Raw genomic sequence first — 26,786 nt, 5'->3', positions numbered from 1 at the left:
GGCTTCATTTAGCCAGATTCTCGCTTAGAAACGGTAATCGACAGCTAGATAAACTTGCTGTGAGTTATCTAATGATACAGTTCCCTCATAGTTAATATTGCTCTCTTTCCACTGTTCTGTATCACTTACATCTTGCTTAAGGTAACGATAACCAATTTCAGTACTTAGGCTGTCAGTGATGCGGTACATAAGGCCGGTTTGACCACCCCAAACAAAATTATTGCTTGAGCTGATATCATCTGCATCAGGTGAATAATGGTTAGTACCGACAGTAGCACCAACAAATAAGTTGAGACTATTACTGTCATTTAGGTGAATGAGATAATCATATGATAATAATAGGCTCTGCTGATCAGAACCGTCATCAGTATTGTACGAGTAAGTACCGTATAAGCGGTTTTCGTCATTTAAATAGGCACCGGCGCGAAATTCATAGATGGCATCAGTATAGTCTTCTTTATCGGAAGTACCTGGGATGTATATAGGGTTCATAATATCCCCGTGACCCATACTTGCAGTGCTTGTTGCTTCATAAGTGTTTTGTTGTGCGCCCACTCCGCCACCGACAAACCAGTCTGCTGCCATGGTTGGGGCTGATATGGCTGTCACTAAAAGTGCTGCTAATGTTAATGATGTTTTTTTCATATTATGACTCACTCTCTCTCTCTCTTAAATATGTGGTTAGGAATTGTTTCGTATTTTTCGCTTGAGTGCATAATAGAGTCTGTTTGCTGAACAGTGGCTGAACACAGTGTCAGTAGAATGTACGAGGCAAATTTGTTGTTGCTTTTGTGTATTTTTTGTTTGGTTTTGGTTTTTTATTTTGAATTAATGGCTGTTGTAGTTGTTTTTTATTGGGGTTTTATTGTATCCACATTGTATTTTGTTTAAGTTTGATATTATTTTAGGTATTGTATTTAAAGGTTTTTTGTTATTTTTTTATCTTGCTGGAATGTTCATTTATTTTTATGACTATTTTGATATAAGGCAAAATTTAGCGTGGCAATCAGAATATGAGTTGTATTTACTTTACAGACTAAGGTGTGGATATTTTGCGGCTAGCTTCCGTTTTGCTTGACTTTTTTATGACCGCTGCATAGGCTGCTCCATCAGTATTTAAGGTGGTATACAATGCAAATAAATTATAATTTAAAGCCCGCGTTAGAGCGCCGTACTGAGCAGTTCGAGCCTGAAACAAACGTGGGCTTTGGCAACCTCAGAACCGATCATATGTTTTTAATGGATTATCGTCATGGGGAGTGGTGCGATCCAAGGGTGATCCCTTATGGACCTTTTGAGATAGCGCCCGGTGCGATTGCACTTCATTACGGTCAATCTGTGTTCGAAGGTGCTAAAGCCTTTAGACATGATGATGGTGAAATTTACACCTTTCGATTAGACAAAAATGCAGAGCGTCTTAACCGCTCAGCTGATATTTTGTGTATTCCTAGCCTGCCTGAGTCAATGCAACTTGCGGGGATAAATGCACTTATTGATGTTGATAGGCTTTGGTTTCCTATGCAGGAAGACGCTTGTCTTTATATCAGACCTTTTATTTTTGCAACCGAAGACAGGTTGTCTGTGAGTCCGAGTGAGCAATATACTTTTTGTGTCATGCTAAGCCCTAGTGGGCCTTATTATGCCGATGGCTTCAATAAAGCCATCCGTTTGCTCATCAGTGAACGTTTTCATCGCGCGGTTTCTGGTGGAACGGGTGCTTCAAAAGCGGCGGGGAATTATGCCGCATCATTGAAGGCAGGCAAAGCTGCTGCCGAATACGGTGCAGCTCAAGTGCTTTATCTTGATGCGAGTAATACACAGATTGAAGAAGTAGGAGCAATGAATCACTTCCATATATTACAAGATGGCACAGTGATCATCCCATCGTTTACTGATACCATTTTGAAATCGATTACCTCTGAGTCTATATTAGAGTTAGGTGAATTATTAGGCTGTGAAGTGCGTCAAGAGACGGTGATGTTAGATAAATTTATTAATGATATCGAGTCGGGTGACATTATCGAGGCTGGTGGTTTTGGTACTGCTGCTGTGGTGTCGCCTGTCGGTTCTTATATATTCGAAGATAACAGAGTGATCACTGTCGGTAATGGTCAGGTTGGTGATCACACTCGACGTTTATATCAAGTACTGACAGATATTCAAAAGGGCAACATTGAGAGCCCAGAAGGCTGGATGAAGTGCGTACAACGTAGTATGGATTAACAAAAAGGCGCTTATTGCGCCTTTTTTATGCTGTTTTGTGTTACATTTTTTGAAAGCTAGTTTATTTTCATGGTCACAGTGACTGGCTGATGTCGATAATTAGAATAAGTAGCGATGAAGGTCTGTTTAGAAAAATCTTCATACATCTTTTCATCGGGTTTAAATTCACCTGTAATTTTTTTCAGATATAAATGTTCTATCTGGCCATCGCTATTAATCGTAAATGTCGCTGCAAAGCTACTCTTTTGGTTGTTACGCAGAAAAGCCGACCAATCTAGCGTTTTACTTTTTACTAGCCAATAGTTGCCTAATTCAGTTGAGTTGACCTTGAGTACGTTTGACGAATGTGAGAGAGGCTGAAAAAAAGTTGAGCAGCCTGACATGAATATGATTAATACCGCGCTTGATATTTTTGTTAAGATTTGTTCCATTCTGGGTCACTTTTAGTTTGTGGTGTCAAAATATTAATTTTTCACAGTGGCGTGATAGTAGTGATCTTCTACAGACATATCGAGCATTTGATGTAGTAAATAAGCCTTTACAGGATAAACAGCTTTATTTTATAAACGAGTGAGTAACATCTTATAAATCGATAGGTTTAACTGTAAACATTTTAAAAACGAGTTACTGTTTTTTAGTAACAGAAGTTAGAAGGTGAATCAAAATAATAAGATGATTAGAGGAGGTGTTTTAAATGTGATTCGCTAGATAGTGCTGATACCGTTGCTCATACACTTTGTGTCGTGCCTAATGAATGTTTTTTAGGCACTAATATCGACTCTTTGTTAGGTTTTATCCTGCTTTTCTATACCATTTTCAAGCATTACTTGATGTATTTGTTCATCTTTTTCTTTCCATAATTGGTTTAACCAACGCTGAAATTCGACTCGGTATGCTGCTTCAGAAAAATAGCGTGTATTGTCAACTTCTGGGACAGGTAATACTTCTATTTTCACAATAATTTTATTAATTTTGCCATGCATTACTTCAGACAGTGGATCTGACTTGGTTTGTGGGTAGACCAAGGTACAATTGAGTAAATGAGTAAATTGTTCACCCATTGCCGACAGTGCAAAGGCAATACCGCCAGCCTTGGGCTTTAGTAAGTAGCGATAAGGTGAGTTTTGGCGAGCGTGTTTATCTTCGGTGAAACGACTACCTTCAACATAATTGATGATAGAAGTCGGCATGGTTTTAAATTTTTCACAAGCCCGTCGAGTCGCGATTAAATCCTTACCTTTAAGTTTAGGTTGTTTCTTTAGTTTTGTTGGGCTTGTACGGCTCATAAATGGCATATCCAAGCTCCAGCAACCCAAGCCTAAAAACGGTATGTACATTAGCTCACGTTTAAGAAAAAACTTAAGCATTGGAATATGATTACGTAATACATAAGTTTGTACTGCAATGTCCAAACCACTGAGATGATTACTAATCAGTAAGTACCAACTATTTTTATCTAAATTTTCTAATCCTTGTATATCCCATTCTATATCAGCAAGTAAATATAATATCCCACCATTACATGTAGCCCATGCCCACATAAACTTATTCATTATTCTGGTCAGAGCATTACGTCCAGCAATGAAAGGAATAAAAAGCTTGACTATTCCGCCTAGGCTAATCAAACCTGCCCATACTGTAGTATTGATGGCTAAAAGCAGTGAGCTCATGATATAGAGTATTGAAGCAGGAAGAAAATTTAACATCTGACTATCGTACCTTGTGATTTTCTGTATTTTTTTGGGCTAACTGGTTCAGTATTTGGTCTTTTTCTTGCCAAATATGATTCAGCTGCTCTTGAAATGCGATTTTAAATGCTCTGTCCTTAATATAATCACCACGCATCTCAGCTGGAATATCCGTCACTTCGATATGGACATGTACATCTTTAACCTGACCACTAATGTATTCCCAGTAAGTGGGGATCTTATGTGGGTAATAGATAGAAACATTAACTAATTTATGGATGTGATCGCCCATAGCTGATAATGCAAAAGCAAGACCACCCGCTTTGGGCTTAAGTAAATGTGTAAATTGAGACTTTTGTTGTTGATGTTTTTCTGTTTTAAATCGAGTGCCTTCAACAAAATTCATAATGCTGACGGGGGTAGACTTAAATTTGGCGCAGGCATTTCGAGTTATCTCAATATCTTTCCCCCTAAGCTTAGGGTTTTTTCGTAGCTGTGTCGTGCTGTAGCGTCGCATAAATGGGAAGTCTAATGCCCACCAAGCTAAGCCTAGAAAGGGGACGAAAATCAGTTCTTTTTTGAGAAAAAATTTTAAAAAAGGGATTTTTCTGTTTAAAACACGCTGTAAAATCAAAATATCTACCCAAGACTGATGATTTGCTATCACCATGTACCACTCTTTAGGTGTGAGTTCAGCATTGCCGTGTAGGTGAATGTCCACGGGATGAAAAATGCGCTCAATGATCCCATTTATAGAAATCCAAGTCGTGGCACAATTATCAAGTAGAGATGAGATCATGGTTCGAATCATCGGTATAGGGAGTAATTTAATCGGGCTTAATATGATAATAGGGAGTACCCAAAATAATGTACTTATTCCCAAGCATACAAATGCTAGTGATCCCCTGATTAAACAACTAATTCGACCCACGTAATGTCCCCCGATATAAATTGGAGACTTATATTACTCCTAGTCAGGCTTTTGCTCAATATTGTTGTGCTAGATTAGTGCCATTTTACTTTTTAAATGACTAGGATCATCGTTAGTAAGGCGTTTTAAGGTTATTAAGTAATCTATCCATGGCGCGGTAACCAAGTGCTTGGGCGATATGATTACGTTCCACTTCCTGGCTCTGTTGAAGGTCTGCAATTGTGCGTGCGACTCTTTGTAGTCGATGAAAACTGCGTGTAGATAAATTTAATTTGTTGACACTTTGTTCTAGGAAGAGCAGATCTGTTTGTTTAAACTGGCCTAGATCTTTGAGCTGTTTGCTTGTCAGTTCACCATTAAGGACGCCTGCTCGGTTCAGTTGGATATCTCGTGCTTGTTTGACCCTTGCGGCGATAATACTACTGGTTTCAGATTGATTGTCTGCTTGCGTTAATGAACCTGCAGGTAGTCTTGGTACGTCAATGGTGAGATCAAATCGGTCAAGAAAGGGGCCTGATAAACGTGATAAGTAACGTTGGATTTGATCAGGAGTGGCTCTGGCATTTTCTATATCTCCACAAGGGCTAGGGTTCATCGCTGCGACAAGCTGAAAACGGCTTAAAAAGGTGAGTTTAGCTGCAGCGCGCGAGATCACAATTTCCCCCGTCTCCATGGGCTCACGTAAACAGTCAAGTACTTTTCGTGGAAACTCTACGATTTCATCGAGAAAAAGTACCCCTCGGTGAGCCAGTGAGATCTCTCCAGGTTTAGGGATGCCACCACCACCGACAAGAGAGATAGCTGAGCTAGTATGATGAGGCGCTCTATAAGGACGAGTGTAAAATTTTTTAGGATGAATATCATGGCCTGCAACTGAATGTATTGCTGCAACTTCTAGTGCTTCATCGTAGCTTAACGGAGGCAGCAATTGTATCATGCGGCTAGCCAGCATACTCTTACCGGTACCTGGGGGACCAAGTAGTAAAATATTGTGATTACCCGCTGCAGCTATCTCTAATCCATGCTTTGCATGATACTGACCTATGACTTCGCTGAAGCAAGCCTGCTGTACAATGTCATTTTCTATCCACTCTAAGCCTGACTCTATACCGGGTAGAGGAGCTTGGCCATGCAGGTACTCGCTGACAGTGTGAAGATGAGAGGCGAAATGAACTTTATTATACCCAACCAATTCTGCATCTGCGCGGTTATCCAAAGGGACAATGAGTTCAGTGTTCTGCTTACGAGCCTCGACAATGACGGGGAAGAGACCATGGCTATGTTTGATATGTCCAGATAAGGCTAGTTCACCAACAAATTCATGATTTTTCAAAGCATTGTTGGGGATTTGTTTTGACGCGGCTAATATTCCGATGGCAATGGGAAGATCATAGCGGCCTCCTTGTTTAGGCAAATCTGCTGGCGCTAGGTTAACAGTAATTCTCCTCGTGGGAAATTCGAAACCAGCATTGATAATGGCGCTGCGAACTCGCTCTTTTGCTTCTTTCACTGAGGTTTCGGGTAATCCAACCAGATTAAATGCAGGAAGACCATTACTGAGGTGTACTTCAACCGTTACGGCAGGAGCCTCAACTCCTTTACTGGCTCGGGTAGCGACGCAGGCGATGGCCATAAACAAATCCTTTTGTTTAATTACATGGGTGAATTTAGGGAGTTTCTGTTTGTAGTTTAGTGTAGCAGGGTAAACCTTTTACGGTCGATAGAGATGCAATGATGAGAGGTAATCTTTTTGTGCGTTAACCTTTCTCAATCTTAATGGGGCGTGAGACGGGTTTGGTGTCAGTATTACTGACAGAAACAGGACTGCCATTTTATATCGATATAATAGATAGGAATCATACTGTTAATTATAATAAATGTTGGGTGAAAGTGTGGCTGTTAACTATTGACTCTCAGATATTAAAAGTGTGTAGTGTCATTAAATTATTGCTAATGGTCGTAGAAAAGTGTCTCAGAATGTAACTGAATATGAGTCTGCAGCAAGTAGAGCCTTAAATTTTGAATGTGTTGATAATGGGCTGAGTAGAGCTGAATTGGTGATCGAGGTTGCATTAGCTATTAGTTATAATGACATTAATTATGCTGTGATGATGGTTACACCAATCGCATTAGATGATTTTATTTTAGGCTTTTCCTTATCTGAAAACATTATTTCCTCAGCCATCAGTCTTAAAGACATTGAATACAAGATGACGGCAATGGGGATTGAAGCCAATGTGATGATTAATGAGAGAGACTTTGCAGCATTAAAAATACATAGACGCCAATTGAGCGGGCGAACTGGGTGTGGTATTTGTGGCCATGAAGCCTTGAAAAACTTATTGGTTCCAGCTAAACCAGTCGCTAAAAGCGTGCTGCCTGATGCGAAGGTTTTTGATGAATTGGAGCCTAAATTAAGAGATTGGCAACAGTATGGCAAAATTTCAGGAGCCTTGCATGCTGCTTTTTTTGTCAGCCACTCTGGAGAGATAAAAGTTTGCCGGGAGGATGTGGGCCGTCATAATGCGTTGGATAAGATGATTGGGTATGTGGTGGCTAATAAGCTTGATCCAAGCGAGGGTTTTGTTGTGATGACCAGTCGTTGTAGCTATGAGTTAATTCAAAAAATAGCCCGCGCTGAATTTCCGACCTTAATGTGTTTATCAGCTCCAACGACACTGGCAGTATATTGGGCACAACAACATAATATTAATTTAATTCATCTTACAAAAAAAGACGCGCCAAGGATTTATAACCGAGGTGATTAATTAGCTGAGAACATACCATGATAAAAAAAAGAATCGCTAAATATAAACATGCGGCTGGTGGTTGGGGCGCGTTAGCTAGTACAGCAAAGCAACTGATAAAAAGCGAAAATGTTACTAATAATATTAGGAATTTACTGAAAACGAATCAAGATTATGGCTTTGATTGTCCGGGATGTGCTTGGGGGGAAAGCCGTGAACAAGGACATTTTAAATTCTGTGAAAATGGGGCTAAAGCGGTAAATTGGGAGGCGACCAGTAAAAGGGTTAAAGCTGATTTTTTCCAACAGTACAGTGTCAGTACGCTTAAATTACAAGATAGCTATTTTCTTGAGTCGCAAGGACGTCTCGCTGAGCCTATGGTCTATAACCTTGATACTGATCAATACGAATCGATATCTTGGCCGGATGCGTTTGAATTAATCGCAATGAGCTTGAATGGACTAGATAACCCAAATCAAGCTGAATTTTATACCTCAGGACGCACCAGTAATGAGGCTGCTTTTCTTTATCAGTTATTTGTTAGGCTGTTTGGGACCAATAATCTTCCTGATTGCTCTAACATGTGCCATGAAGCGAGCGGGATCGCAATGACAGAGTCTATTGGGATTGGCAAAGGGACGGTAAGCCTTGCTGATTTTGAACATGCAGATGCTATTTTTGTGTTTGGTCAAAATCCGGGTAGTAATCATCCTCGTATGTTGGATTCTCTGCATAAAGCGTCTCGTCGAGGTGCACAAATTATCACTTTTAACACCTTAAAAGAACGAGGTTTAGAGCGTTTTGCCAACCCCCAAGATAAAGTTGAGATGATAACTCATGGGTCAACACCTATCAGTAGTGTCTATTTTACCTCTAAATTGGGGGGGGATATGGCAGCGATCAGGGGGATGGTTAAAGCCATGTTAGTGTTAGATATCACTGATAAAGCCGATGGTGGTGAAGGTGTATTTGATTATACTTTTATTGCTAAGCATTGTGATGGGCTGGCTAATTACCTTGAATTGGTTGAGCGCACGAGTTGGAGTCAAATTATCGAGCAGTCAGGGTTAAGTCAAGCACAGTTAGCGCAAGCGGCTAACGTTCATGTGAATGCCAATCGTGTTATTTGTACTTGGGCAATGGGGCTGACTCAGCACAAACATTCTGTGCAGACTATTCAAGAGCTGACGAATCTACAGTTGTTACGTGGGCAGGTCGGTAAGTCTGGGGCTGGTTTATGTCCGGTTCGGGGTCACAGCAATGTACAAGGTGACAGAACGATGGGAATTAACGAGAAACCGCATCCTATGTTTCTGAACCGTCTTGAGCAAAAATTTGGCTTTTCGCCACCGACAGAGCCTGGCCATAATGTGGTGCAAGCGATTCACGCTATGTTGTCAGGTGAGAGTAAAGTGTTTATTGGTTTAGGTGGAAACTTTGCCGCCGCAGCCCCTGATACTAGACTCACCGAAGAGGCATTAAGCCGCTGTGATTTAACGGTGCATATTGCAACTAAGCTAAATAGAAGTCATCTAATTACGGGTAAGCAGGCTTTAATATTACCTTGTTTGGGGCGAAGTGATATTGATACGCAGTTAAGTGGGCCTCAGAAAGTGACAGTGGAGGATTCATTTAGCATGGTACATGCCTCTGCAGGAGTGGTGGAAAGTGAATTGGATGGCATGTTATCTGAGCCTGCTATTATTGCCGGTATTGCAGCTTCAACCTTAGGGAGTGATACGGTTAATTGGTCTCACATGGTTGAAAATTACGACAATATTAGAAATGCAATTGCTGATGTGATCCCAGGTTTTGCTGATTTTAATGATAAAATTAAACAGCCAGGTGGTTTCTATTTGGGAAATTCAGCAGCTCAACATATATGGAATACCATGAGCCATAAAGCACAAATTATGAGCCATGGGTTACCAGATTCAATTTTCCCTCAATCAATTTATGAATTGACAGATAAGCCTGTTTTCGTGTTACAGACCTTACGATCTCATGATCAGTACAATACCACGGTTTATGGTTTAGATGACCGATATCGAGGTGTCTATGGCCAGCGTAAAGTGTTAATGATGAATGCTGAAGATATAAAAGCGTTAGGATTATCGCACCTGGACAAAGTGACGATTAATTCACTGTGGCCGGATAAAGAAATACGTCAGGTATCCGATTTTATGTTAATTGAGTATGATATTCCATCAGGTAATGTTGCAGCATATTATCCTGAAACGAATCCTCTCGTGCCTTTGGGGAGCGTAGGGGATGTAAGCTGGACACCGACATCTAAGTCAATAGCGGTTGAAATATTAACGTAACTTGCTAGAGGTGAAGTGTTAATACAAAAAAACCTCCAATAGGAGGTTTTTATTTACAACAGTGAAAGATATATTTAGTTCACACTATCTTTCAGAGTCTTACCTGCTTTAAATTTAGGTACTGTCGCTGCTGGAATTTGAATTTCTTTACCAGTTTGTGGATTGCGGCCAGTACGTGCAGCACGACTTGACGTTTCGAAAGAACCAAATCCAACGATAGAAATCTTATCACCGTTTTTCATTGCTTCTGTAACAGTTTCTTCAAAAGATTTTAATGCACGTGCAGCTTCTGCTTTAGTCAGTTCCGCATGCTCAGCCATTTTTGCAACAAGTTCAGTTTTATTCATTTGAATAGTCTCTTCTTTCGGTAGATTTAATTATACCAATCACACTGTATTCTTTGTAATTGCAATCACTAACATGCCATAAGATATACCATATGAAAAGGTCTTTCAGTGTAATGACTCTCTTTTCTGGTTAAAAATCGTGTAAAAAACGTTCTTTAATGATGAGTTGAGTGATCTCTTCGTAAATGTTAAGTGTTTAGGTTAAAAATTTAGCGTTATGAAGGCAGTGTTTTATTGAGAGGGTAAGAGAGAGCTTGGCTGGTTTCTATGCGAAAAAGAGTATGTTATGGCGTTAAAATCAGTTAAAAATGGAATGTAGGTGAAGGTCAGAGTATCTAGTTTGTTAATTAAAATGTTAATTTCTATAAGTTTGCTTGCTGCTCTCAGGGGGTGAACGACAGCTCTGTGGATGAAGTTACTAGTGTTTTTTGTTGAATATACACGTGATTAAAGAGTAAGCGAAAAGATAAAAGTCGTGGTTAGATTTTAGTGGAATGGATCCTAGATGTGAGTAATGGCCAACTAATCATTTAATAGTTGATAAAGAAGCTGCTTAACTAGCATTGGTTCGAAAGGTTTATCGCATAGTGCATTAACGCCTGCTTGAGCAACATTAGCTAGATGGGTGTCATTTGCTTCAGATGACACCATTAATATCGGTACGTGACATTGTTGGCTGTCATTACGAATAAATTGAGTTAATGCTAAACCATCGACACTAGGCATATTGTAATCGGTGATCACCAAATCAAATTGATTGTCTTTCATTATTTCAATTGCTTGAGCCCCATCTTCGGCTTCAGTAATTAATTTCAACCCCATCTTAGCAATGGTTCGTTTGATAATATTTCTTGCCAGTTTACTATCATCGACAACGAGGACTTTAAGCTCATGGACATCGAAATGACTGAGTTCAAGTTCATTGTCGTTTAACAGGTCTAAAGTTGAATTGAGCGCTTTTAGTAAATGCTCAGAAGAGAAAGGTTTTGGAAGAATAGCAACAACTCCAGCTTGTCTATAGACTTCTAATTGTTCGCGACGGCATTCAGAAGAGACCAACATAAATTGTATGTCTTCAAGATTTTTATTTTCTTTTATTTCTTTTAGGATTGTGAGTGCTGTTCCATCTTCAAAATGCATCGCACTGGTCACCAGATCTGGCGGGTAGTGATTAATGATGTCGAGTGCTTCAGATACTGTGGTTGCTGTTTGAATATTGCTGAAGCCTTCTTCTGATAGTTTACTACTGATGATCTTTCTTTGAGTATCTGATGCTTCTAAAAGCAGTATAGAAAGTTCACTTGGTAACAGTGTGCTCATAGCGTCAATGTTCTATGGGTTTATATTAAAATATGGAACAAAAAGAAGGTAAACACAACATTTGATTAATTTTCTTTATTATCATTGTGTTACGCGAATCTAATTATCTATATTCTACTTTTAACAGTCGTGTGTTCTAGATAGACTTTAGTGGACTTAGAAAAGGCGACCCAATATTGAAATACTAACAAAATCGTGGCAGCAATAGCCACTAATGGGACGGGTATTTCTTGGTTATTGAAAGCAATTTTTACATCTTGTGGTGATATCTGGTATGCAATGATGGCTGTGCCTGCGAGCGCTGTAAGCCCCAAGGTTTGGATCGCTAAATAGGCTTTAAAGGCGATACTAGCCCAACTTGTCCTTAACATTAAACCCAATAATACAGGTACAACACCTAATGAGAATAGATCGACTGCTTGAATATTGATTGCTCTCCATGTTGCAACAGCGGTCATAATGGCATACAAAATCATTATGATGCTGAGGGGCAAAGTGGGTTTTTTCATGGTACATCTCGTTAGGTTAAGTTTACCGATGAGAGTGTAAAAAAATCTCTGCTTAGAGTCAAAATTTGTTATTTAACCCTCATTATTTATCATTTTACTGCTCAGGTGAGGCGAATTGGTTAGAATAGGGGGAGAATGCATTAATGAGAAAGATACGATGACCGAAGCAGAGTTTTGGCAATTGGTGACAAGGACGTCACCAGAACAGGATCAGATTGACCTAGCTGATAATTTAAAAGCTAGACTTGAGCTGTTAAATAATGATGAATTAGTTGAATTTGATAAATTTTTTGGCCAGCAAATGCGTCGTTGTTATTTTTGGTCCATATGGGGAGCTGCCTATATTATTACAGGTTGCGATTCTGAGTATGCATTTGCTGAGTTTCGTTGCTTTATCATTTCACTAGGACAAGAGTGGTATGAAAAAGTGATTAATAATCCTGATGAACTTGGTACATTGACTTTGTGGCCAGAAAAAGATGGTTATGCTTACCCTTTTCTAGATGAATATGATCTTATTGCAGGACAAATTTTTGAAGACCGCACTGGAGGTGAACTGCCTTTTGTATCATCAGGAATGGCGACTCCTCAAGGGAAAAAGTTTTCAACAAAGAAGAAATTATTAACATTAACCTACCCTCAATTGAGTCAACGTTTCCCTTTTTAATTTATCAATAAATGTGTTTTTAATTGGTTTGTCATAAAGTTAACTTGAACTCGGTAGCACGAGTTCAAGTTAACACTTAGTTATTCTGATAAGGACACTTTAATTAGCTCTGCATGTCATTTTGCATCGTGTTCGCTGAGATTGCTATTGAGCATTTCACGTGCTTCATCATCGAGTTTATGTTTGACTTTTTCTATTTGCTGCTCAGCAGACTGTTGTTCATTAACACTATCATATTCTGCCAGAATGTCTTCTGCAGAGGATGAAAGATCATGACTTCCATCATTGTTAGCACTCACTATTAAGGGGCAGACAAGTATAATGAGTAGTAAAATGGGTCTTAAGATGATGTTCATTGCGTGGCTCCAATATGTAGTGGGGAGATCCCTGTAGATAATGTGGCCAATTGTAACAAGGGCAACTTGAATGATGACTGAACCGATTTCATTAAGGCTGAGTGGTTAAATAGCTTTGCATTAAGTCAATGTTCAGGTTGTTAATTGTACAATAATAAGCTGGAATTTTTAATGACATTAATTAGTCTACACTATTCATTTTAATGAGGTTCATATGAAATTAACGTATTTTTTATTCGTAGGAGTGATGACTTCAAGCATTGCTGCCGCAGAAGAGGTTGCGGTAAACCCAGTAACAGAAAATGGCATAGTGAAAATTGAATGGCAAGATCCTAAGAGCTTTCGTGACATTAAAGCCGTGGGTGATATCCAATCCCGTTATGAAATGCGTACCTTTGACACTTTGACTCAGAGTTTAAATAAAGAAGCATCCAAAGTGTTAACTGCCAATCAAAAGCTTGAGCTTCAAGTTACTGATCTTGATCTTGCTGGTGATGTTAGGCCGACATTCGGAGCTAGTAGCCAGGATATTCGTGTGATTAAAGATATTTACCCTCCTCGCATTACTTTTAGTTACACAGTAATCGAAGATGGTAAAGTTATTATGGTTGGTGATGAAAAATTATCTGATTTAGGATTTATGAACTCAATTGGGCGAGTTAATGATAAGTCGACTCGATATGAATCACAATTGTTGGCAGATTGGGTGAAAAAAGTAGTTGCGCCTAAACTCTAATGGCTTACTTTTTATACTTGCTAAACCCTATGTCAAAAAAGGCTAAAAAGCTCGCTGCTTTTTTGGCCTTTTTTGTACTTAAGCTTTCTCATCAATCATTGAATGCTAAATTGATTAAGATGCTATGGCCTATGCCTGTAGGTTGGTATTAGTTAGCTTGATCTTTAAATGCCTGTAAAGTCTGTAGTAATACGCCCAGCTTTTTGACCAATAACGCTAATTCTGCCGGTAATACTGGTTGATCTGTTGATATTGTGTTGAGTTCATTTGCCAGTTCTTCAACGTAGGGTTTGAAACGATTACTTCGAGTTGAAAACCCTTCATTTTGTGTAAAAATGGTGTTGAATTTTACATGGCCTGCTTTTTTTAGCTCATCCAGTTTGCCATCGGCATCAATTGATTTACGATAGGCTGTTTGTAGATTGTCTTTAAGTTGTTCAAGAACACGGGTATGTGGCATAGCAGCCTCTCATTCTCATATAGTGTAATAAATTTTAATTATCGGGATTATAAGGGGCGAAGCTGATGGCAACAAGTCAACTCAATGGAATACTTATTGTCATATGGGTATTTTTGTTAACGAGTATTTTTTCAGTACAGGCATTGGCTGGTGATAAGCCCCCTTTTTACCAAATTGAATATAAAGGGAAAAAGGCATATTTACTTGGTTCTATACACATGGGGATAGCCGATTTTTACCCAATGGATCCGATTATTGAATCGTTATTTAATTCGGCAGAGTCTCTTGTGGTCGAGGCTGATATAGCGAATGTTGATATTAATGCTTTGATAAGTAAGTACGGCCTTAAACCAGTGACCGCAGACGTAAAGACACAAATGTTGTTAGATGACTATTGTCATTCAAGAAGGGAGATGTGCTCAGCCGTGAAAGGGTTTTCTCCTTGGTTACAATCGATGCAGTTTGGCGTTGCTCGTTTTGAGGCATTGGGTTACAGCGCAGCTTATGGTGTCGAACAACAATTTATTGCGAAAAATAATAACAAGCCTCTTTTAGAGCTGGAGAGTACAGAATTTCAATTTCAATTGATGTCATCGTTCAGTGATAAGGTTCAGTGGAAGATGGTGAAGGAAACAATTGAAGCGCCAGATGCTGAGATGCACGATTTAGTCAATACATGGCGAAGAGGCGACGAAGTGCATTTGAGTGAGCTGATGGAAGGACAAATGATCGATGAGGGTGATCTCCTAATGATTGAGAAAGTGTTGTGGCAACGTAATCAGCAAATGGCAACTAAAATTCACCAATTAATGGGGGCTGAAAGCACACCTCAACCCATGTTTATCATAGTTGGTGCAGGGCATGTTGTTGGATCTAAGAGTATTGTTAAAGAGCTTATTAAAGAGGGAGTAAAAGTGAAAAATTGTTGGGATTTGATATGTTCGTGAGTTACGCCTCTATCGAATGAAAATTTAGGTCTAACGGGTATTATTTTGACTATACTGGCACGTGTAGCTTCATTTATTTATATGTTAGATTCTTTTAATCATTTAACCAGCAAGGAGGCTGAATGACTGAACTGGTTATCTCATCGCCAACTAAAGGCTTTGAAGGGATCCCAAGAAAATGGGACGCGAAACGAAATAAGGTTGTCGCACGTGTTGATCCTGGCGAATTTTATATTACAACACAAGACGAATATGTATTTACTCGACTTGGATCTTGTGTCGCAGCCTGTATCTGGGATCCGATGATGGGTATTGGTGGGTTAAATCATTTTCTTTTGCCTGAAAGAGAACTCAATGAAGATTGGCATGAGCTGATGAGTTTTTCGTGTCGTTATGGCAATTTTGCTATGGAGCAGTTAATTAATGGGATACTGACCTTAGGGGGACAAAAAAAAAGATTAAGAGCCAAAATTTTTGGAGGTGCTCAAATGAGTAAAGGTACAGTACTGAATGTAGGCAAGTCTAATATCGAGTTTGTGAAGAGCTATTTACATATGGAAGAGATAGAAGTTGAAGTTGAAGATCTTGGTGGCCCATGGCCGCGTAAAGTTCTTTTTCACCCTAATAGTGGCAAAGTTTTACTGAAGCGACTTCCTGTAAGTGGAATAATACAAATGGAGAAAGAGGAGAGTGTTTACCTTAAAGGTATTATTAAGGAGCAGACGGAAACTGAAAGTAAAGTTGAGTTGTTTTGATTAAGACTTATTTACTTTAGTACATCTTGAAATAGCCTTTATCCTTACAAGTCACTAGGAACCCTCGCTCAAAGCGCTCAATAGAGTATGCATAACCCCTATATAAATGACTGTGAATAATGTTTGATACATACTATATAATGCATGATATCGACTTTATAACGACTCCTACTTGATATTTACAGTATCTATCACATGTGTAACCGCGATAATCCCTCATCATTTCCACATCTCAGAAAAGTTTGCATTGAATGAGTATGCTTAAAATCGAGCCGCTCACTTTCTTGTATCCATTGAGATAATAATCTGCCAGTAATCAAAAATGTCCTTTAGTACAATCAGATATATATTTGTGAAATAGATAGGAGACGAAAGGCTAGACCTGTGTTAGTTTATTGTTTCACTTATGTTGCTGTTAAGTGTTTTTATCTTTGTTAATTAAATTAAGGGGCTTTCAGCCCAATGACTAACCAAAGGAAAAAAAATGCAATTCAAAAAAATAGCCTTAGCCGCGCTCTTAACTCCAGTGATCGCCTTTAGCAGTGCTTCTTCATTTGCTAATGAAAATCAATCAGTAAATAATGCTGTTGTGATGGACTCTGCGACGAAGGTGTGTTTTGATAAAAACCTTAAGATAGCAACGATGGCGCTTACACACCCAAGCAGTGAAATGGGGGTTCTTTTTCACCAAGGCCTGACTGAACTAGCTGCAAATGAAACTATTATCGACATGATTAACGTCGGAAGGTTGGAAGTTGGCTCTCAGACACCCACGCTAAATAGTATTGTATCTATGGTTATTTTCCGCTGTATGGCAGGCGAATAATATAAGTTTAGACATCCTCTTTACTAGTCAATCAGAAAAACTGATTTTAGTGGGAGGATGTACAATATGAGACCTGCTTTTTAATGGGATGTTTACTCAAAAGGATCGCTGAGCATTAAATGTGTAAAGTAACGGTCTTATCTCATTGATATTTTATGGTTTAATCAGCATCAAGACAAGCTGCGTTGTTTTGGGTATACTCACGAGCTTTATATCTGATAGGTGAGTTGAAATTTGAACGGTTTGGTGAGCGAAAAAAAAGAGTACTTGGTTGATTTAAAGGCAATGCCTTCGTTATTTTCCTTGTATCGTAAGATCTTCTTTGAGCGTAAGCCTGGCTGGGATGAGCTAGCCCTACCTCATATCCGAGTTCGTACTCACAATATCAGTCTATCAGCCAAAAATGTTAATAACTATGCTTCTATTTGTGGCTTCGATTTTGATGGTAAAATATTACCTCTAACGTATTTGTACGTCATGGTGTTTCGCCTTCACGCTGTTATTTTTACGCATAAAGGGATCACTTTTCCTTTGCTTGGGATGATCCATCTAAAAAATAGTATTACTCAATATAGGCAGCTAACTGTCGATGAACATTTTGATTTAGAGTGTGCTTTGATTAATAGTCAACTCACTGATGCAGGCCTTGAGTTTGAATTAGTCTCCCAAGCCCGCGTCAATGGGATTTTGGTCTGGGAATCATTGTCTACCTATTTATATCGTGTTGAAAGTGCCTCGCGTCGAGTACGCCCACCCAAAGCCAATGCCATGGCTTGGGAATCACCAGATTCTTGGTCTTTAGCTGATGATTTAGGTCGAAAATACGCAAAAGCATCCGGTGACTATAATCTAATTCATCTCCATCCTATTTTATCTAAGCGCTTTGGTTTTGATAGAGTGCTTGCCCATGGAATGTGGTCAAAAGCACGTTGTATTGCTCAAATAATGCCTAAAATTGGTGAGTGTCCTTGTAAGGTCGATGTTGTCTTTAAGCTCCCTTTGTTTATGCCGTCCGATGTTAGTTTTGCAGCTGAAAATAACGAAGATGAGTTAGTGTTCGAGTTAAGAGATGCCCGTGGTCGACGTCCTCATTTATCTGGAAAAATAAGTTATCTGTGAGCTGTTAACGCATTGCTTAATAAAGGCGTAAATAACGTCTTTATTAAGGTACGCTGTGTCCCGTTGACGCTTCCCAAATACTGAACCATTCTTGTTTATCTAGGCTGATACTTTTAGATGAGATTGCATTTTTGATACGCTGTACATTACCACTTCCAATAATAGGCTTGGGTTGTGAAGGAAGTGCATTTATCCAAGCATAGACAATTGGGCTAATATCTTTAACGCAATGGTTATTAGCGATGTGATTCAATACTGTTCTTAATCTTATCGCTTGTGCACTTTGACTGGTAAATATCTCACCACCACTTAAGCAAGACCAAGCCATAGGAGATATTCTATGTTGCTGACATTGCTCTAAGGTACCATCGTGTAGACTCGTCATATTATAAGGAGATATTTCGACTTGATTAGTGATGAGTTGAATGTTCATCGGTGTCAATCTAGACTGTAATAATTCAAATTGGCCAGTACTGAAATTCGATACGCCGAAGTGAAGAACCTTACCCGACTGTTGGAGCTTTTTGAAAGTCAGAGCGACTTCATCGGCATTCATTAAGGGATCTGGGCGATGGATTAATAATAAATCAAGATGATCTGTACCGAGTCGAGTTAGGGAGTTGTCCACTGAAGTAAATATGTGCTGTTCACTTGTGTCGTAATGATTAACGTAGCGTTCTGGTGCCGATTCAAAAGTGGGTTTTATGCCACACTTACTGATTAATTGGATCTTGGTTCGCAAGCTAGGCTTAATAGATAAGGCCTCACCAAAAAGGATCTCACATTGTAGCTGTCCATAAATGTCTGCATGATCCATCGTCGTGACGCCCAAATCGAGATAGTGCTCTATTAATGACAGTCTTTGCTGCGGGGAATAATGCCAGCTTGCTAATCTCCAAAAACCGGCGATAAAATCTGACATTTCAAATTGATTTTTCATTATTTTCTCTTTATTTAGAATTGATATTTTTCTACCTAGGAGTGTCTTGTTAAAGGCCTGATATCACTCGGTTTTACGTTTTTTTCTTGGCTTTTGTTGATGATATTCCTTTTGGTTCACCATTTTCATTATATGAGTAGGGAGGATAAGAATCATCTGCATAAATATCAATATTAATATCAGAAGCAAAGACCAATCTTGACGTGTATATATAGATAAGAAAACAGAAAAAAAATTGATAATTTTTCATTGTTACCTCACATTAAGATATGAGCGGCATCAAAGTTTGTTCTTGAGCTGAGTAAGCAAACATAAAATCTAATCAGGTTCAATTTTCAAATTGACTTTATCTTGTTATTGTAGCCTATACAATATCTTTATAGAGGTTGTTTGAATCTTGTTAATCACCTTTACGACATTATTGATTTAGATAACCAGCTAAGATCATATCACCTTGTTCTTGTCTTATTTCACTTAATGTTTGCCAAAATTGTAGCGTAAGCGCCGAGTATTGTTGGTTCCATTGGTGAGAGACAGGTAGATACAAATTGACTTGCATAAAAGTTGTCGTTAATGCAGATAGTTCAGCTGTTAATTTCATATCTTTAATCATACTTAAGCCTATGTATCTCTCGACCACATAACCATCTAACTTCCTTTTAGCGAGTAAAGTAAACCCTTCTTTTGAGGTTAAGTTATTGAGGGGGAGTGCATCTAGCTTAGCCAACTTATCATAAGTTATATAACCTAAAGGTGCAGCCACGCCTAATTTGAGTCCTGAGAACTGTCCATCATTCCACTTTAGGCTTGATTGCTTATGGGTAAATACCTGATAACTGCCACTCCATAAGCGTCGCTCTACATCTATTTGACCTTCTCGTGTAGGAAATACTCCTATACTTTCTCTTTCAGGTGTCCATATAGCAGCAAATATAGCATCTGTTTTCCCTTGGCTTAAATGCTGAATACAGCGTTTCCAAGGTAGCCTAACAAGTTGTATCGATAAGTTTAATCTTGCAGCTGTTTTAATGATTAAGTCTACGAATACCCCATGTACATTCAGTGTTTTACTGTCGGTGATGGGCTCTGTGGTAGCGTATGGGAAATAGCCTCTATCTTCATAACAAATTCGCATAACAGGTGCGTTTGTTTTCTGAGGTGTATTGGGGGTAACAATGCTGTTGGCTTGCGAGTTATCGGTGAAGAGTAAACTGATTAAAGTCATCAGTAGTACGAGATAATTGCCACGATAATGACTAAGCATCATATGATCTATATAGGTTTGGCTTCGAACGTGTATTATGATTAATCATCCAGTTATACTTTAATATGGTGGTGTATGAGGATATGGGCTACTTTCAAGTTTAGTCGACTTAACTTATTTAGTATGAGTATTATTGTTATTCGCTTGTAAGGCCTATCAGTGATAGGCGAATGATCAAGGCTTTCTAATCGAGAGCACACAGGCTACTGCGATGAGCAATAAAATGGAGATAATGAAAAATACGTCATTGTAAGCTTGAATATAAGCCTGTTGAGTCATCGTTTGTTCTAATAGGCTATTTGCTTGTGATGTGGCAGCTATCGGATCGGATCCTGCTTGAATGAAGACATGAGTTGTTTGCATGAGGTATTCATTAGCCATCGAGCTGACAGCGGGTAAAGTTTCTTTCATATGCGCTAAATGTCCTCTGGATAAAGTATCTGTTAATGTTGACACTAAGGCTATACCAAAGGCGCCTCCAAGATTTCGCATGACATTAAGAACAGTAGAAGCTGAAGCATTCTCGTGTGGCTTAATGTGCATGGTCGCTATGATCCCTATAGGCACAATAATGAAGGGCTGACCTATAGCGCGTACAACTTGAGATGCGATCATTTGATCACCAGCAAAATCAATGGTCATATGGCTATTCATGTAATAACTTAATGAAAATACGATGAAGCCAAATGCTGCTAGGTATCGACCATCGAAGCGTTCAGCGAGTTTGGGAACAAAAGGAAGTACTAGCAGTTGTGGGAACCCCATCCACATAATGACTTTACCTATGTCTAGTGGGCTGTAGTTGTGGATCTGTGCCAAATAGAGTGGGATCATATAAATAGCTGAAAATAATGCCATTCCGAGTAAGAAATACGCGATGGTTGAAATGGCAAAGTCTCTCTGTCCTAGTAAACGTAAATTCACCAGAGGTTCTGTCTTCTTCAGTTGTATGTAAATAAATAGGGCTATGTTGACTGCTGCTAGCATGCTGAGGTTGCAGATCAGTTCAGATCCAAACCAATCCTTGCGATTACCTTCTTCCAGTACGATCTCTAGACAGCCCATGCCTAAGGCCATAGTGATGATGCCGGAAAGATCGACGTTTTTTAATTTTTCAGGTATGACGGGCTTTTTCTTTAAGCCATAGGCCAGCATTCCCATTACCAGCAATCCTGGAGGTACATTTATGTAAAAAAGATAATGCCAGCTAAATTGCTCTGTTAGCCACCCACCTAATGCAGGACCTATTGAGGGGGCAAAGGTTGCGGTTACGCCAAATAAGGTCATACCTAATGTACGTTTATTTTCGGGAAGGAGTTCGAGTATGAGGCGAAATGACAAAGGAATGAGTGCTCCACCAAAGAATCCTTGCATCGCTCTAAAAGTGATCATTGACTCCAAATTCCAAGCGATAGAGCACAGTAATGAAGCACCAATAAAGGCGCCAGTTGTCCAAATAAGGTACCGCCTAATGGACAGTCCCTGACTTAGCCAACCGGACAGAGGGATAGCGATCATTTCAGCCACGAGATAGGCAGTGGCTATCCAAGAGCCCTCTGTTAGGGTTGCACCTAAACTTCCTTGAATCTCCTTCATCGATGCGTTGGTAATTTGTATATCCAAAATCGCCATAAATGCACCGATTAGACCGCCAAAAACCGCGATCCACGAACGCTTACTTCCAGACTCATAACCTTGAGGAATAACCCTTGGTGATATAGTCGATATTACTGCAGCAGATGCACTCATTTCTAATGGCCTGCGTTTGCAGCGATGGCGTTATCTACTGATGTTTTACGGGTATCTATTTCAACAACGGCACTGAGTCCTGGTAAGGCATTAGTGATTTCATTATCGACATTGAAACTTATCCGCACTGGTATGCGTTGAACTATTTTAGTGAAATTACCTGTGGCATTTTCGGCTGGCAGTAAACTGAATTTTGCACCGGATGCAGGTGATAGGCTATCAATGCTGCCAGTAAAGGATTTGTCGGGAAATGCATCTAGCGTGACTTTTACCTGTTGACCAGCTTGCATATGCTGGATTTGGGTTTCTTTAAAGTTCGCTGTTATCCACACTAGATCATCGGGAACCAAACTGTACAGGGCTTGCCCTGGTTGTACGTATTGACCTTTCATGGCGCCACGTTTGCCAATGATCCCTGAGAATGGTGCGCGCACTTGTGTGTCTGCTAGTTGTATTTCAGCAAGTTTAAGTCCAGCCTGAGCTTGGGTCACATTTGCATTGACTTGAAGTAGCTGCGCTTTAAATACAGCAAGTTCACTTTGTTTAGCGATTAATGCGGCTCGTGCTTCATCAAGATGAGCAACCGAGGATGCAAAATTTGTCTGCATTTGATCAACATTATCCTGAGAGCTGTAATTTTTAACTTTTAGTTTTGTGGCTCGACTTAACTGTTGCTCTGCTCGTAAGCGATCAGATTTAGCTGCCTGTACACTGGCTGTGGCTTGATTGATCAGCGCATATTGTAATGCCACTTTAGCGGCCAAGGTTTGGTGCTCTGCTTTAACACTATCTAAAGCAGCCTTACTTTGTGCTAATTTAGCTTTATATTGGTTGTCTTCCAGCTGAGCTAAAAGCTGACCTGCTTGAACATGCTGGTTATCAACAATGTCGGTATACACCACATAGCCCGGAACTTTGACACTAATATGGGAGATATCAGCTTCAACATAGGCATTGTCTGTTGATTCTATAAAGCGCAGCTCAGTCCAATAATAATATCCGGCGCTGATTAAGGCGGCAAAGATAATGGGTACTGTTATGTATAATTTACTCTTGGACATTCATGGCTCCTTGATAAGTGCTGTATAGTTTACTATTGTCTCTCTATTTTTATTAGACAGTTAAAATTAAACCTACTGTTTCACAGGTGTAACAATGATAGATCTTAATCGTGTACAAATGTTTGCTCAGGTCGTAGAGCAAGGCAGTTTTACTGCAGCCGCAAAGGCGCTAGGGCTGACTAAGGCGACAGTCAGTCGCAAAATAGCTGAGCTTGAGCTTGATACGGGGGTGATATTACTCTTTAGGACAACAAGATCGCTTAAGCTTACTGATGCGGGAAATGCGTATTATAATCGGGTGCAAAGAATTTTGATGGATCTGAAAAATGCCGAAGATAAGCTCAGCTCGAGCCAGTTGATGGTAAAAGGTAATTTACGTATTGTTTGTCCTATTGAGTTAGGACAGCTTTTTTTAGGGCGAATATTTGCTCGTTTTTTAACTCATTATCCAGATATTACTATTGATGTTGAGCTTAGTAATAGACAAGTTGACGTCGTTGAAGAAGGAATAGATATTTTATTTCAGATCACTTCTGTGGCAAACCCTAGCTTGCAAACTTTTGAGGTGATGTATACAGATAAGATATTGGTCGCCAGTCCTTCCTACCTCGCTCGTCATGGTATGCCTCAAAGGCCAGAAGATCTCAGTTGTCATCAAGCGATTAAATTAAAGTCGACTCATATTGATGGAAGCTGGACAGTATTTGATGGCAAAGAATGGCTCACTCTAGAGCCTGAGGCGCAATTAACGGTGAATAATGTGACTTTAGCGCGTGAAGCTGCAATAGAAGGATTGGGTATTACAGTGGTTCCTTCTATTATTGCTCAACAGGCATTAGAGGATAAACTCTTGTTGCCTCTTTTAGAGGATTTTCCTTTAGCGCAAAATAAGATAACCATGAGCATGCCTCAACGTGTATATCTACCCAGAAAATATCAAGTTTTTATCGAGTTCATTTATCGTGCGATGAGTCAAAATCCTGAGTATCAGTTACTGGATATACCCGATTTTGTTACTCTTTCAGTCTCAAATCACGTTTAAAAAAAACCGCTAACGAGTAATCGTTAACGGCTTTTTTAATCGCAAGTTTTAGGCGATAACACCTTACTTATTGAATTGTGACTTTGCAGTTCTACGCTTACGTTGACGCCAGAAAACGAAGCCAGCAAGCATTAATGAAGGAATAAAAATCCATTCTTTAGCAATGCGGTCATTTGTTTGCTGAACAGCGAGGATCTGCTGGTCAAAATCTAGACCTGCTTTTTGTGCATTACTAGCAAAAGTAACCATGTCGACAACGGTCTGATTTTTATCATTTTGTATCAAGAGTAAGCCAGCATTATCTAGCCGTTGTTGGGCTGTATCTGCTGGTGGTAGAGCCAGCATAATAACGCGTTGCTTACTTTCACCTTTATAGGTTTCATAGCCCATGACTAGGCGTAAAGGTTCATCTGTTTTAAGTGTCTCAATCACCTGAGTGATATCAGTACCTGGATGGTCGATAAACTCAGGCTGGATCTGACTAATCCAGAAGTCTGGGCGTACCAAGCTAAAGGCCACGAGAAGAAGTAAAGCTGACTCATAACGTTTATTGAACGTCAAGAAATATCCTTGTACGGCTGATGCGAATAAACACATGGCGATAAGGGTATAAGTAAAGATAAATATCATCTGCCAAATGCTATCGATGCCAACTAAGATAATGTCGGTATTGAAGATAAACATAAAAGGCAGTACAGCCGTTAACATGGCATATTTAAATGCTTGAATCCCGGTTTTGATTGGATCGGCTTTTGAAATTGCCGATGCCGCAAATGCCGCTAAACCTACAGGTGGCGTTATATCGGCCATGATGCCAAAATAAAACACAAATAGATGAACAGCAATAAGTGGAACGATCAATCCATGTTGTGCGCCTAGGCTTATCACCACAGGTGCCATTAAACTGGAGACAACAATGTAATTAGCTGTTGTTGGTAATCCCATGCCTAAGATCAAGCTAATGACGGCGATAAGGACTAACATTAACCCTAAGCTACCACCAGACATTACTTCTACCAGTTCCGTCATGACAGGACCAAGCCCTGTCAAAGTGACAGCACCGACAACGACACCAGCGGCAGCAGTAGCCACACCTATGCCAATCATGTTTCTTGCACCAGTTTCTAAACCATCAAGTAGATCTTTGTAACCTGCTTTGATATCAGCAAACCCATGTTCTTGTCCTCTAAAGAAACTGAATAATGGACGTTGTGACAGGAGAATAAAGATCATAAATATAGTGGAATAAAAAGCCGACAAACCGGGGGATAGTTTCTCAACCATTAGGCACCAGACTAATGTGATCACAGGCAATAGGAAATGGAGTCCTGATTTTACCGTCGGTTCAAATTGTGGTAGCACGGGGGTGGTGCAGTTTGGATCATCAATGTCTAAATCTGGATATTTAGCACTGCGAGATATCAAGAAAACATAGGTTATTAGAGTCGCAACAGAGATAATCCAAACAGCAGCATCTCCTGTCATACTCTTAATCATGTTAAGTGCGTAGTAAACCACACCAGCCAGAATAATCAGGCTTGATATAGTAATACCAGAACGCAGTAATCTGATTTTCCATGGTGCAGGGGGGTCGGTACGCTCTATGCCCTTGAGGTTAGCTTTCAACGCTTCAAGATCCATTATGTAAAGGAAAGTTAAATAGGCTGCAATGGCAGGAATGAAGGCATGCTTGATCACATCAACATAAGGGATCCCCACATACTCGACCATTAAAAATGCAGCTGCCCCCATTATTGGAGGCATGATCTGTCCGTAACAAGATGAAGCAACTTCGACAGCCCCTGCCTTGTGGGCAGGAAATCCCATCCGTTTCATCAATGGGATAGTAAATGTCCCTGTTGTGACAACATTAGCAATCGAGGAACCAGAGATAAGCCCAGTCATACCTGATGCGAGAACGGCAGCTTTTGCTGGCCCACCACGCATGTGGCCTAAGAGGGAGAATGCCATTTTTATAAAGTAATTACCTGCTCCAGCTTTTTCTAATAACGCCCCAAAGAGAACGAATAAGAATACGAAACTGGTTGATACGCCTAAGGCGATACCAAATACCCCTTCAGTGGTGATCCAGAGATGGCTAGCGGCCTTTGACAGTGATGCGCCACGATGGGAAATCACTTCAGGCATGTAGGGGCCTGCAAAGATATAGATTAGAAAAAAGCCTGCGACAATCATCAATGGCGGACCTAAAGCACGCCTAGTTGCCTCAAGCAACAGTACCATGCCTACGACAGCGACATAGATATCCATGGGGATTGGTGCGCCAGGTCTGGTCGATAGTTGCTCGTAAAAAAAGAATAGATAAAGTGTGGCTGCTGCACCTAGCAAGGCAAATAGCCAATCTAGGATAGGCACGCTGGTGTTTTTTGACGATTTAAACGCCGGGAATGCAGTGAAAGCAAGGAATATAGCAAAAGCTAAGTGAATTACCCGTGCTTGAGTGTCATTAATAATGCCGAAGTTAAGAATAAATGGTAGTGGTGAAGCATACCATAGCTGAAATAACGCCCATAATAAGGCGATACCGGTGACCAGTTTGCCAGCAAATCCCGTCAACTGTCTAGATCCAGAGTCATTGCTTGTGGCCATTTCAGCCAATGTCTCTTGCTCTTGTGTTTTTTGCATGTAAATAACCTGTTTAAACTGACTGTGATCTCTTAATGAGCACCACAAAATAAAACCTGTAAATCTTCTGACGCCTTTAAAGCAGTGTGGTGAGTCCACACTGCTTTAACTGTTTTATCAGATTGCCCC

At 39.9% G+C, this 26,786-nt stretch carries 25 protein-coding genes; 10 read left to right on the top strand and 15 right to left on the bottom strand.

The genetic code is table 11. From position 1 onward, the window contains the following. Positions 1 to 24: 24 nt before the first annotated feature. Positions 25 to 645, bottom strand: a complete 621-nt coding sequence (locus tag HQQ94_RS20860; protein WP_173296223.1) for an outer membrane beta-barrel protein — start codon at positions 643 to 645, stop codon at positions 25 to 27. Positions 646 to 1,131: 486 nt separating this feature from the next. Here HQQ94_RS20860 and HQQ94_RS20855 point away from each other — a divergent pair, with 486 nt between their 5' ends. Further along, positions 1,132 to 2,223 carry a branched-chain amino acid aminotransferase gene (locus HQQ94_RS20855; RefSeq protein WP_173296222.1) on the top strand — a complete coding sequence of 364 codons (1,092 nt, stop codon included), beginning with the start codon at positions 1,132 to 1,134 and terminating at the stop codon, positions 2,221 to 2,223. 56 nt (positions 2,224 to 2,279) lie between these two features. On the opposite strand, the gene HQQ94_RS20850 is transcribed toward HQQ94_RS20855, so the two are convergent. The 4 genes from HQQ94_RS20850 to HQQ94_RS20835 form a co-directional block, all read right to left on the bottom strand. Next, positions 2,280 to 2,654, bottom strand: a complete 375-nt coding sequence (locus tag HQQ94_RS20850; RefSeq protein ID WP_173296221.1) for a hypothetical protein — start codon at positions 2,652 to 2,654, stop codon at positions 2,280 to 2,282. Positions 2,655 to 3,008: 354 nt separating this feature from the next. After that, positions 3,009 to 3,929: an acyltransferase gene (locus tag HQQ94_RS20845; protein WP_173296220.1), complete on the bottom strand. Its 921-nt coding sequence runs from the start codon at positions 3,927 to 3,929 to the stop codon at positions 3,009 to 3,011. Between the two features lie 4 nt (positions 3,930 to 3,933). Next, positions 3,934 to 4,842, bottom strand: a complete 909-nt coding sequence (locus tag HQQ94_RS20840; RefSeq protein ID WP_173296219.1) for an acyltransferase — start codon at positions 4,840 to 4,842, stop codon at positions 3,934 to 3,936. A 112-nt stretch (positions 4,843 to 4,954) separates the two neighbouring features. After that, positions 4,955 to 6,475 (bottom strand): YifB family Mg chelatase-like AAA ATPase, encoded by a 1,521-nt coding sequence (locus HQQ94_RS20835; RefSeq protein ID WP_173296218.1) that lies wholly within the window; start codon positions 6,473 to 6,475, stop codon positions 4,955 to 4,957. 334 nt (positions 6,476 to 6,809) lie between these two features. Here HQQ94_RS20835 and fdhD point away from each other — a divergent pair, with 334 nt between their 5' ends. Together fdhD and HQQ94_RS20825 are read left to right on the top strand one after the other, a co-directional pair. Then, complete coding sequence (gene fdhD, locus HQQ94_RS20830; protein ID WP_217274085.1) at positions 6,810 to 7,610, top strand: formate dehydrogenase accessory sulfurtransferase FdhD; 801 nt, start codon at positions 6,810 to 6,812, stop codon at positions 7,608 to 7,610. Between the two features lie 17 nt (positions 7,611 to 7,627). Beyond that, positions 7,628 to 9,913: an FdhF/YdeP family oxidoreductase gene (locus tag HQQ94_RS20825; protein ID WP_173296217.1), complete on the top strand. Its 2,286-nt coding sequence runs from the start codon at positions 7,628 to 7,630 to the stop codon at positions 9,911 to 9,913. Between the two features lie 74 nt (positions 9,914 to 9,987). On the opposite strand, the gene HQQ94_RS20820 is transcribed toward HQQ94_RS20825, so the two are convergent. From HQQ94_RS20820 to HQQ94_RS20810, 3 genes are all read right to left on the bottom strand, one after another. After that, a complete protein-coding gene (locus HQQ94_RS20820; RefSeq protein WP_012326932.1) occupies positions 9,988 to 10,260 on the bottom strand; it encodes an HU family DNA-binding protein in 273 nt (90 codons plus the stop codon). 522 nt (positions 10,261 to 10,782) lie between these two features. Further along, complete coding sequence (locus tag HQQ94_RS20815; protein WP_173296216.1) at positions 10,783 to 11,580, bottom strand: response regulator; 798 nt, start codon at positions 11,578 to 11,580, stop codon at positions 10,783 to 10,785. Between the two features lie 107 nt (positions 11,581 to 11,687). Further along, complete coding sequence (locus HQQ94_RS20810; protein WP_173296215.1) at positions 11,688 to 12,089, bottom strand: hypothetical protein; 402 nt, start codon at positions 12,087 to 12,089, stop codon at positions 11,688 to 11,690. Between the two features lie 157 nt (positions 12,090 to 12,246). Here HQQ94_RS20810 and HQQ94_RS20805 point away from each other — a divergent pair, with 157 nt between their 5' ends. Beyond that, positions 12,247 to 12,756 carry a DUF4240 domain-containing protein gene (locus HQQ94_RS20805; protein ID WP_173296214.1) on the top strand — a complete coding sequence of 170 codons (510 nt, stop codon included), beginning with the start codon at positions 12,247 to 12,249 and terminating at the stop codon, positions 12,754 to 12,756. Between the two features lie 116 nt (positions 12,757 to 12,872). On the opposite strand, the gene HQQ94_RS20800 is transcribed toward HQQ94_RS20805, so the two are convergent. Further along, the gene (locus HQQ94_RS20800; protein WP_173296213.1) at positions 12,873 to 13,112 is read right to left on the bottom strand and encodes a hypothetical protein; all 240 of its coding nucleotides are present in this window, start codon (positions 13,110 to 13,112) and stop codon (positions 12,873 to 12,875) included. A 214-nt stretch (positions 13,113 to 13,326) separates the two neighbouring features. Here HQQ94_RS20800 and HQQ94_RS20795 point away from each other — a divergent pair, with 214 nt between their 5' ends. Then, positions 13,327 to 13,848: a DUF3016 domain-containing protein gene (locus tag HQQ94_RS20795; protein ID WP_173296212.1), complete on the top strand. Its 522-nt coding sequence runs from the start codon at positions 13,327 to 13,329 to the stop codon at positions 13,846 to 13,848. Positions 13,849 to 13,996: 148 nt separating this feature from the next. On the opposite strand, the gene HQQ94_RS20790 is transcribed toward HQQ94_RS20795, so the two are convergent. Beyond that, a complete protein-coding gene (locus tag HQQ94_RS20790) occupies positions 13,997 to 14,308 on the bottom strand; it encodes a prephenate dehydrogenase (RefSeq protein ID WP_173296211.1) in 312 nt (103 codons plus the stop codon). 65 nt (positions 14,309 to 14,373) lie between these two features. Between HQQ94_RS20790 and HQQ94_RS20785 the strand changes: the two genes are divergently transcribed. The 4 genes from HQQ94_RS20785 (at position 14,374) to HQQ94_RS20770 (ending at position 17,955) form a co-directional block, all read left to right on the top strand. Continuing rightward, positions 14,374 to 15,255: a TraB/GumN family protein gene (locus HQQ94_RS20785; RefSeq protein ID WP_173296210.1), complete on the top strand. Its 882-nt coding sequence runs from the start codon at positions 14,374 to 14,376 to the stop codon at positions 15,253 to 15,255. Between the two features lie 122 nt (positions 15,256 to 15,377). Further along, on the top strand, positions 15,378 to 16,010 hold the full coding sequence (locus HQQ94_RS20780; RefSeq protein ID WP_173296209.1) for a chemoreceptor glutamine deamidase CheD: 633 nt from the start codon (positions 15,378 to 15,380) through the stop codon (positions 16,008 to 16,010). 484 nt (positions 16,011 to 16,494) lie between these two features. After that, entirely contained in the window at positions 16,495 to 16,836 is a 342-nt protein-coding gene (locus tag HQQ94_RS20775; protein WP_173296208.1) for a hypothetical protein, read from the top strand. Positions 16,837 to 17,121: 285 nt separating this feature from the next. After that, on the top strand, positions 17,122 to 17,955 hold the full coding sequence (locus HQQ94_RS20770) for a MaoC/PaaZ C-terminal domain-containing protein (protein ID WP_173296749.1): 834 nt from the start codon (positions 17,122 to 17,124) through the stop codon (positions 17,953 to 17,955). 43 nt (positions 17,956 to 17,998) lie between these two features. Here the strand turns inward: HQQ94_RS20770 and HQQ94_RS20765 are convergent, their stop codons facing one another. From HQQ94_RS20765 to HQQ94_RS20750, 4 genes are all read right to left on the bottom strand, one after another. Continuing rightward, a complete protein-coding gene (locus HQQ94_RS20765) occupies positions 17,999 to 18,898 on the bottom strand; it encodes an aldo/keto reductase (protein ID WP_309247290.1) in 900 nt (299 codons plus the stop codon). Between the two features lie 415 nt (positions 18,899 to 19,313). Beyond that, positions 19,314 to 20,162, bottom strand: a complete 849-nt coding sequence (locus tag HQQ94_RS20760) for an ABC transporter substrate-binding protein (RefSeq protein ID WP_173296206.1) — start codon at positions 20,160 to 20,162, stop codon at positions 19,314 to 19,316. A gap of 171 nt (positions 20,163 to 20,333) precedes the next feature. Continuing rightward, positions 20,334 to 21,908 (bottom strand): DHA2 family efflux MFS transporter permease subunit, encoded by a 1,575-nt coding sequence (locus HQQ94_RS20755; protein WP_173296205.1) that lies wholly within the window; start codon positions 21,906 to 21,908, stop codon positions 20,334 to 20,336. A 2-nt stretch (positions 21,909 to 21,910) separates the two neighbouring features. Further along, positions 21,911 to 22,969 carry an HlyD family secretion protein gene (locus HQQ94_RS20750; RefSeq protein WP_173296204.1) on the bottom strand — a complete coding sequence of 353 codons (1,059 nt, stop codon included), beginning with the start codon at positions 22,967 to 22,969 and terminating at the stop codon, positions 21,911 to 21,913. 94 nt (positions 22,970 to 23,063) lie between these two features. On the opposite strand from HQQ94_RS20750, the gene HQQ94_RS20745 reads away from it, so the two are divergent. Next, positions 23,064 to 24,011 carry a LysR family transcriptional regulator gene (locus tag HQQ94_RS20745; RefSeq protein ID WP_173296203.1) on the top strand — a complete coding sequence of 316 codons (948 nt, stop codon included), beginning with the start codon at positions 23,064 to 23,066 and terminating at the stop codon, positions 24,009 to 24,011. A 63-nt stretch (positions 24,012 to 24,074) separates the two neighbouring features. On the opposite strand, the gene HQQ94_RS20740 is transcribed toward HQQ94_RS20745, so the two are convergent. Then, complete coding sequence (locus HQQ94_RS20740; protein ID WP_173296202.1) at positions 24,075 to 26,657, bottom strand: TRAP transporter permease; 2,583 nt, start codon at positions 26,655 to 26,657, stop codon at positions 24,075 to 24,077. Positions 26,658 to 26,786: the final 129 nt, after the last annotated feature.

It is taken from the genome of Shewanella sp. VB17, assembly GCF_013248905.1.
In the GTDB taxonomy this organism is placed as follows: domain Bacteria; phylum Pseudomonadota; class Gammaproteobacteria; order Enterobacterales; family Shewanellaceae; genus Shewanella.
The sequence above is the reverse complement of the archived record's forward strand: the minus strand, read 5'-3'. Positions and strand labels throughout refer to the sequence as shown.

Coding starts and splice junctions, on each gene's coding strand:
- HQQ94_RS20835 (WP_173296218.1), bottom strand. CDS start 6,475: ATGGCCATCGCCTGCGTCGCTACCCGAGCCAGTAAAGGAGTTGAGGCT.
- HQQ94_RS20850 (WP_173296221.1), bottom strand. CDS start 2,654: ATGGAACAAATCTTAACAAAAATATCAAGCGCGGTATTAATCATATTC.
- HQQ94_RS20855 (WP_173296222.1), top strand. CDS start 1,132: ATGCAAATAAATTATAATTTAAAGCCCGCGTTAGAGCGCCGTACTGAG.
- HQQ94_RS20740 (WP_173296202.1), bottom strand. CDS start 26,657: ATGCAAAAAACACAAGAGCAAGAGACATTGGCTGAAATGGCCACAAGC.
- HQQ94_RS20845 (WP_173296220.1), bottom strand. CDS start 3,929: ATGTTAAATTTTCTTCCTGCTTCAATACTCTATATCATGAGCTCACTG.
- HQQ94_RS20775 (WP_173296208.1), top strand. CDS start 16,495: ATGCAATTCAAAAAAATAGCCTTAGCCGCGCTCTTAACTCCAGTGATC.
- HQQ94_RS20770 (WP_173296749.1), top strand. CDS start 17,122: ATGCCTTCGTTATTTTCCTTGTATCGTAAGATCTTCTTTGAGCGTAAG.
- HQQ94_RS20810 (WP_173296215.1), bottom strand. CDS start 12,089: ATGAAAAAACCCACTTTGCCCCTCAGCATCATAATGATTTTGTATGCC.
- HQQ94_RS20790 (WP_173296211.1), bottom strand. CDS start 14,308: ATGCCACATACCCGTGTTCTTGAACAACTTAAAGACAATCTACAAACA.
- HQQ94_RS20860 (WP_173296223.1), bottom strand. CDS start 645: ATGAAAAAAACATCATTAACATTAGCAGCACTTTTAGTGACAGCCATA.
- HQQ94_RS20780 (WP_173296209.1), top strand. CDS start 15,378: ATGACTGAACTGGTTATCTCATCGCCAACTAAAGGCTTTGAAGGGATC.
- HQQ94_RS20805 (WP_173296214.1), top strand. CDS start 12,247: ATGACCGAAGCAGAGTTTTGGCAATTGGTGACAAGGACGTCACCAGAA.
- HQQ94_RS20750 (WP_173296204.1), bottom strand. CDS start 22,969: ATGTCCAAGAGTAAATTATACATAACAGTACCCATTATCTTTGCCGCC.
- HQQ94_RS20745 (WP_173296203.1), top strand. CDS start 23,064: ATGATAGATCTTAATCGTGTACAAATGTTTGCTCAGGTCGTAGAGCAA.
- HQQ94_RS20795 (WP_173296212.1), top strand. CDS start 13,327: ATGAAATTAACGTATTTTTTATTCGTAGGAGTGATGACTTCAAGCATT.
- HQQ94_RS20800 (WP_173296213.1), bottom strand. CDS start 13,112: ATGAACATCATCTTAAGACCCATTTTACTACTCATTATACTTGTCTGC.
- HQQ94_RS20825 (WP_173296217.1), top strand. CDS start 7,628: ATGATAAAAAAAAGAATCGCTAAATATAAACATGCGGCTGGTGGTTGG.
- HQQ94_RS20785 (WP_173296210.1), top strand. CDS start 14,374: ATGGCAACAAGTCAACTCAATGGAATACTTATTGTCATATGGGTATTT.
- HQQ94_RS20820 (WP_012326932.1), bottom strand. CDS start 10,260: ATGAATAAAACTGAACTTGTTGCAAAAATGGCTGAGCATGCGGAACTG.
- HQQ94_RS20755 (WP_173296205.1), bottom strand. CDS start 21,908: ATGAGTGCATCTGCTGCAGTAATATCGACTATATCACCAAGGGTTATT.
- HQQ94_RS20760 (WP_173296206.1), bottom strand. CDS start 20,162: ATGATGCTTAGTCATTATCGTGGCAATTATCTCGTACTACTGATGACT.
- HQQ94_RS20815 (WP_173296216.1), bottom strand. CDS start 11,580: ATGAGCACACTGTTACCAAGTGAACTTTCTATACTGCTTTTAGAAGCA.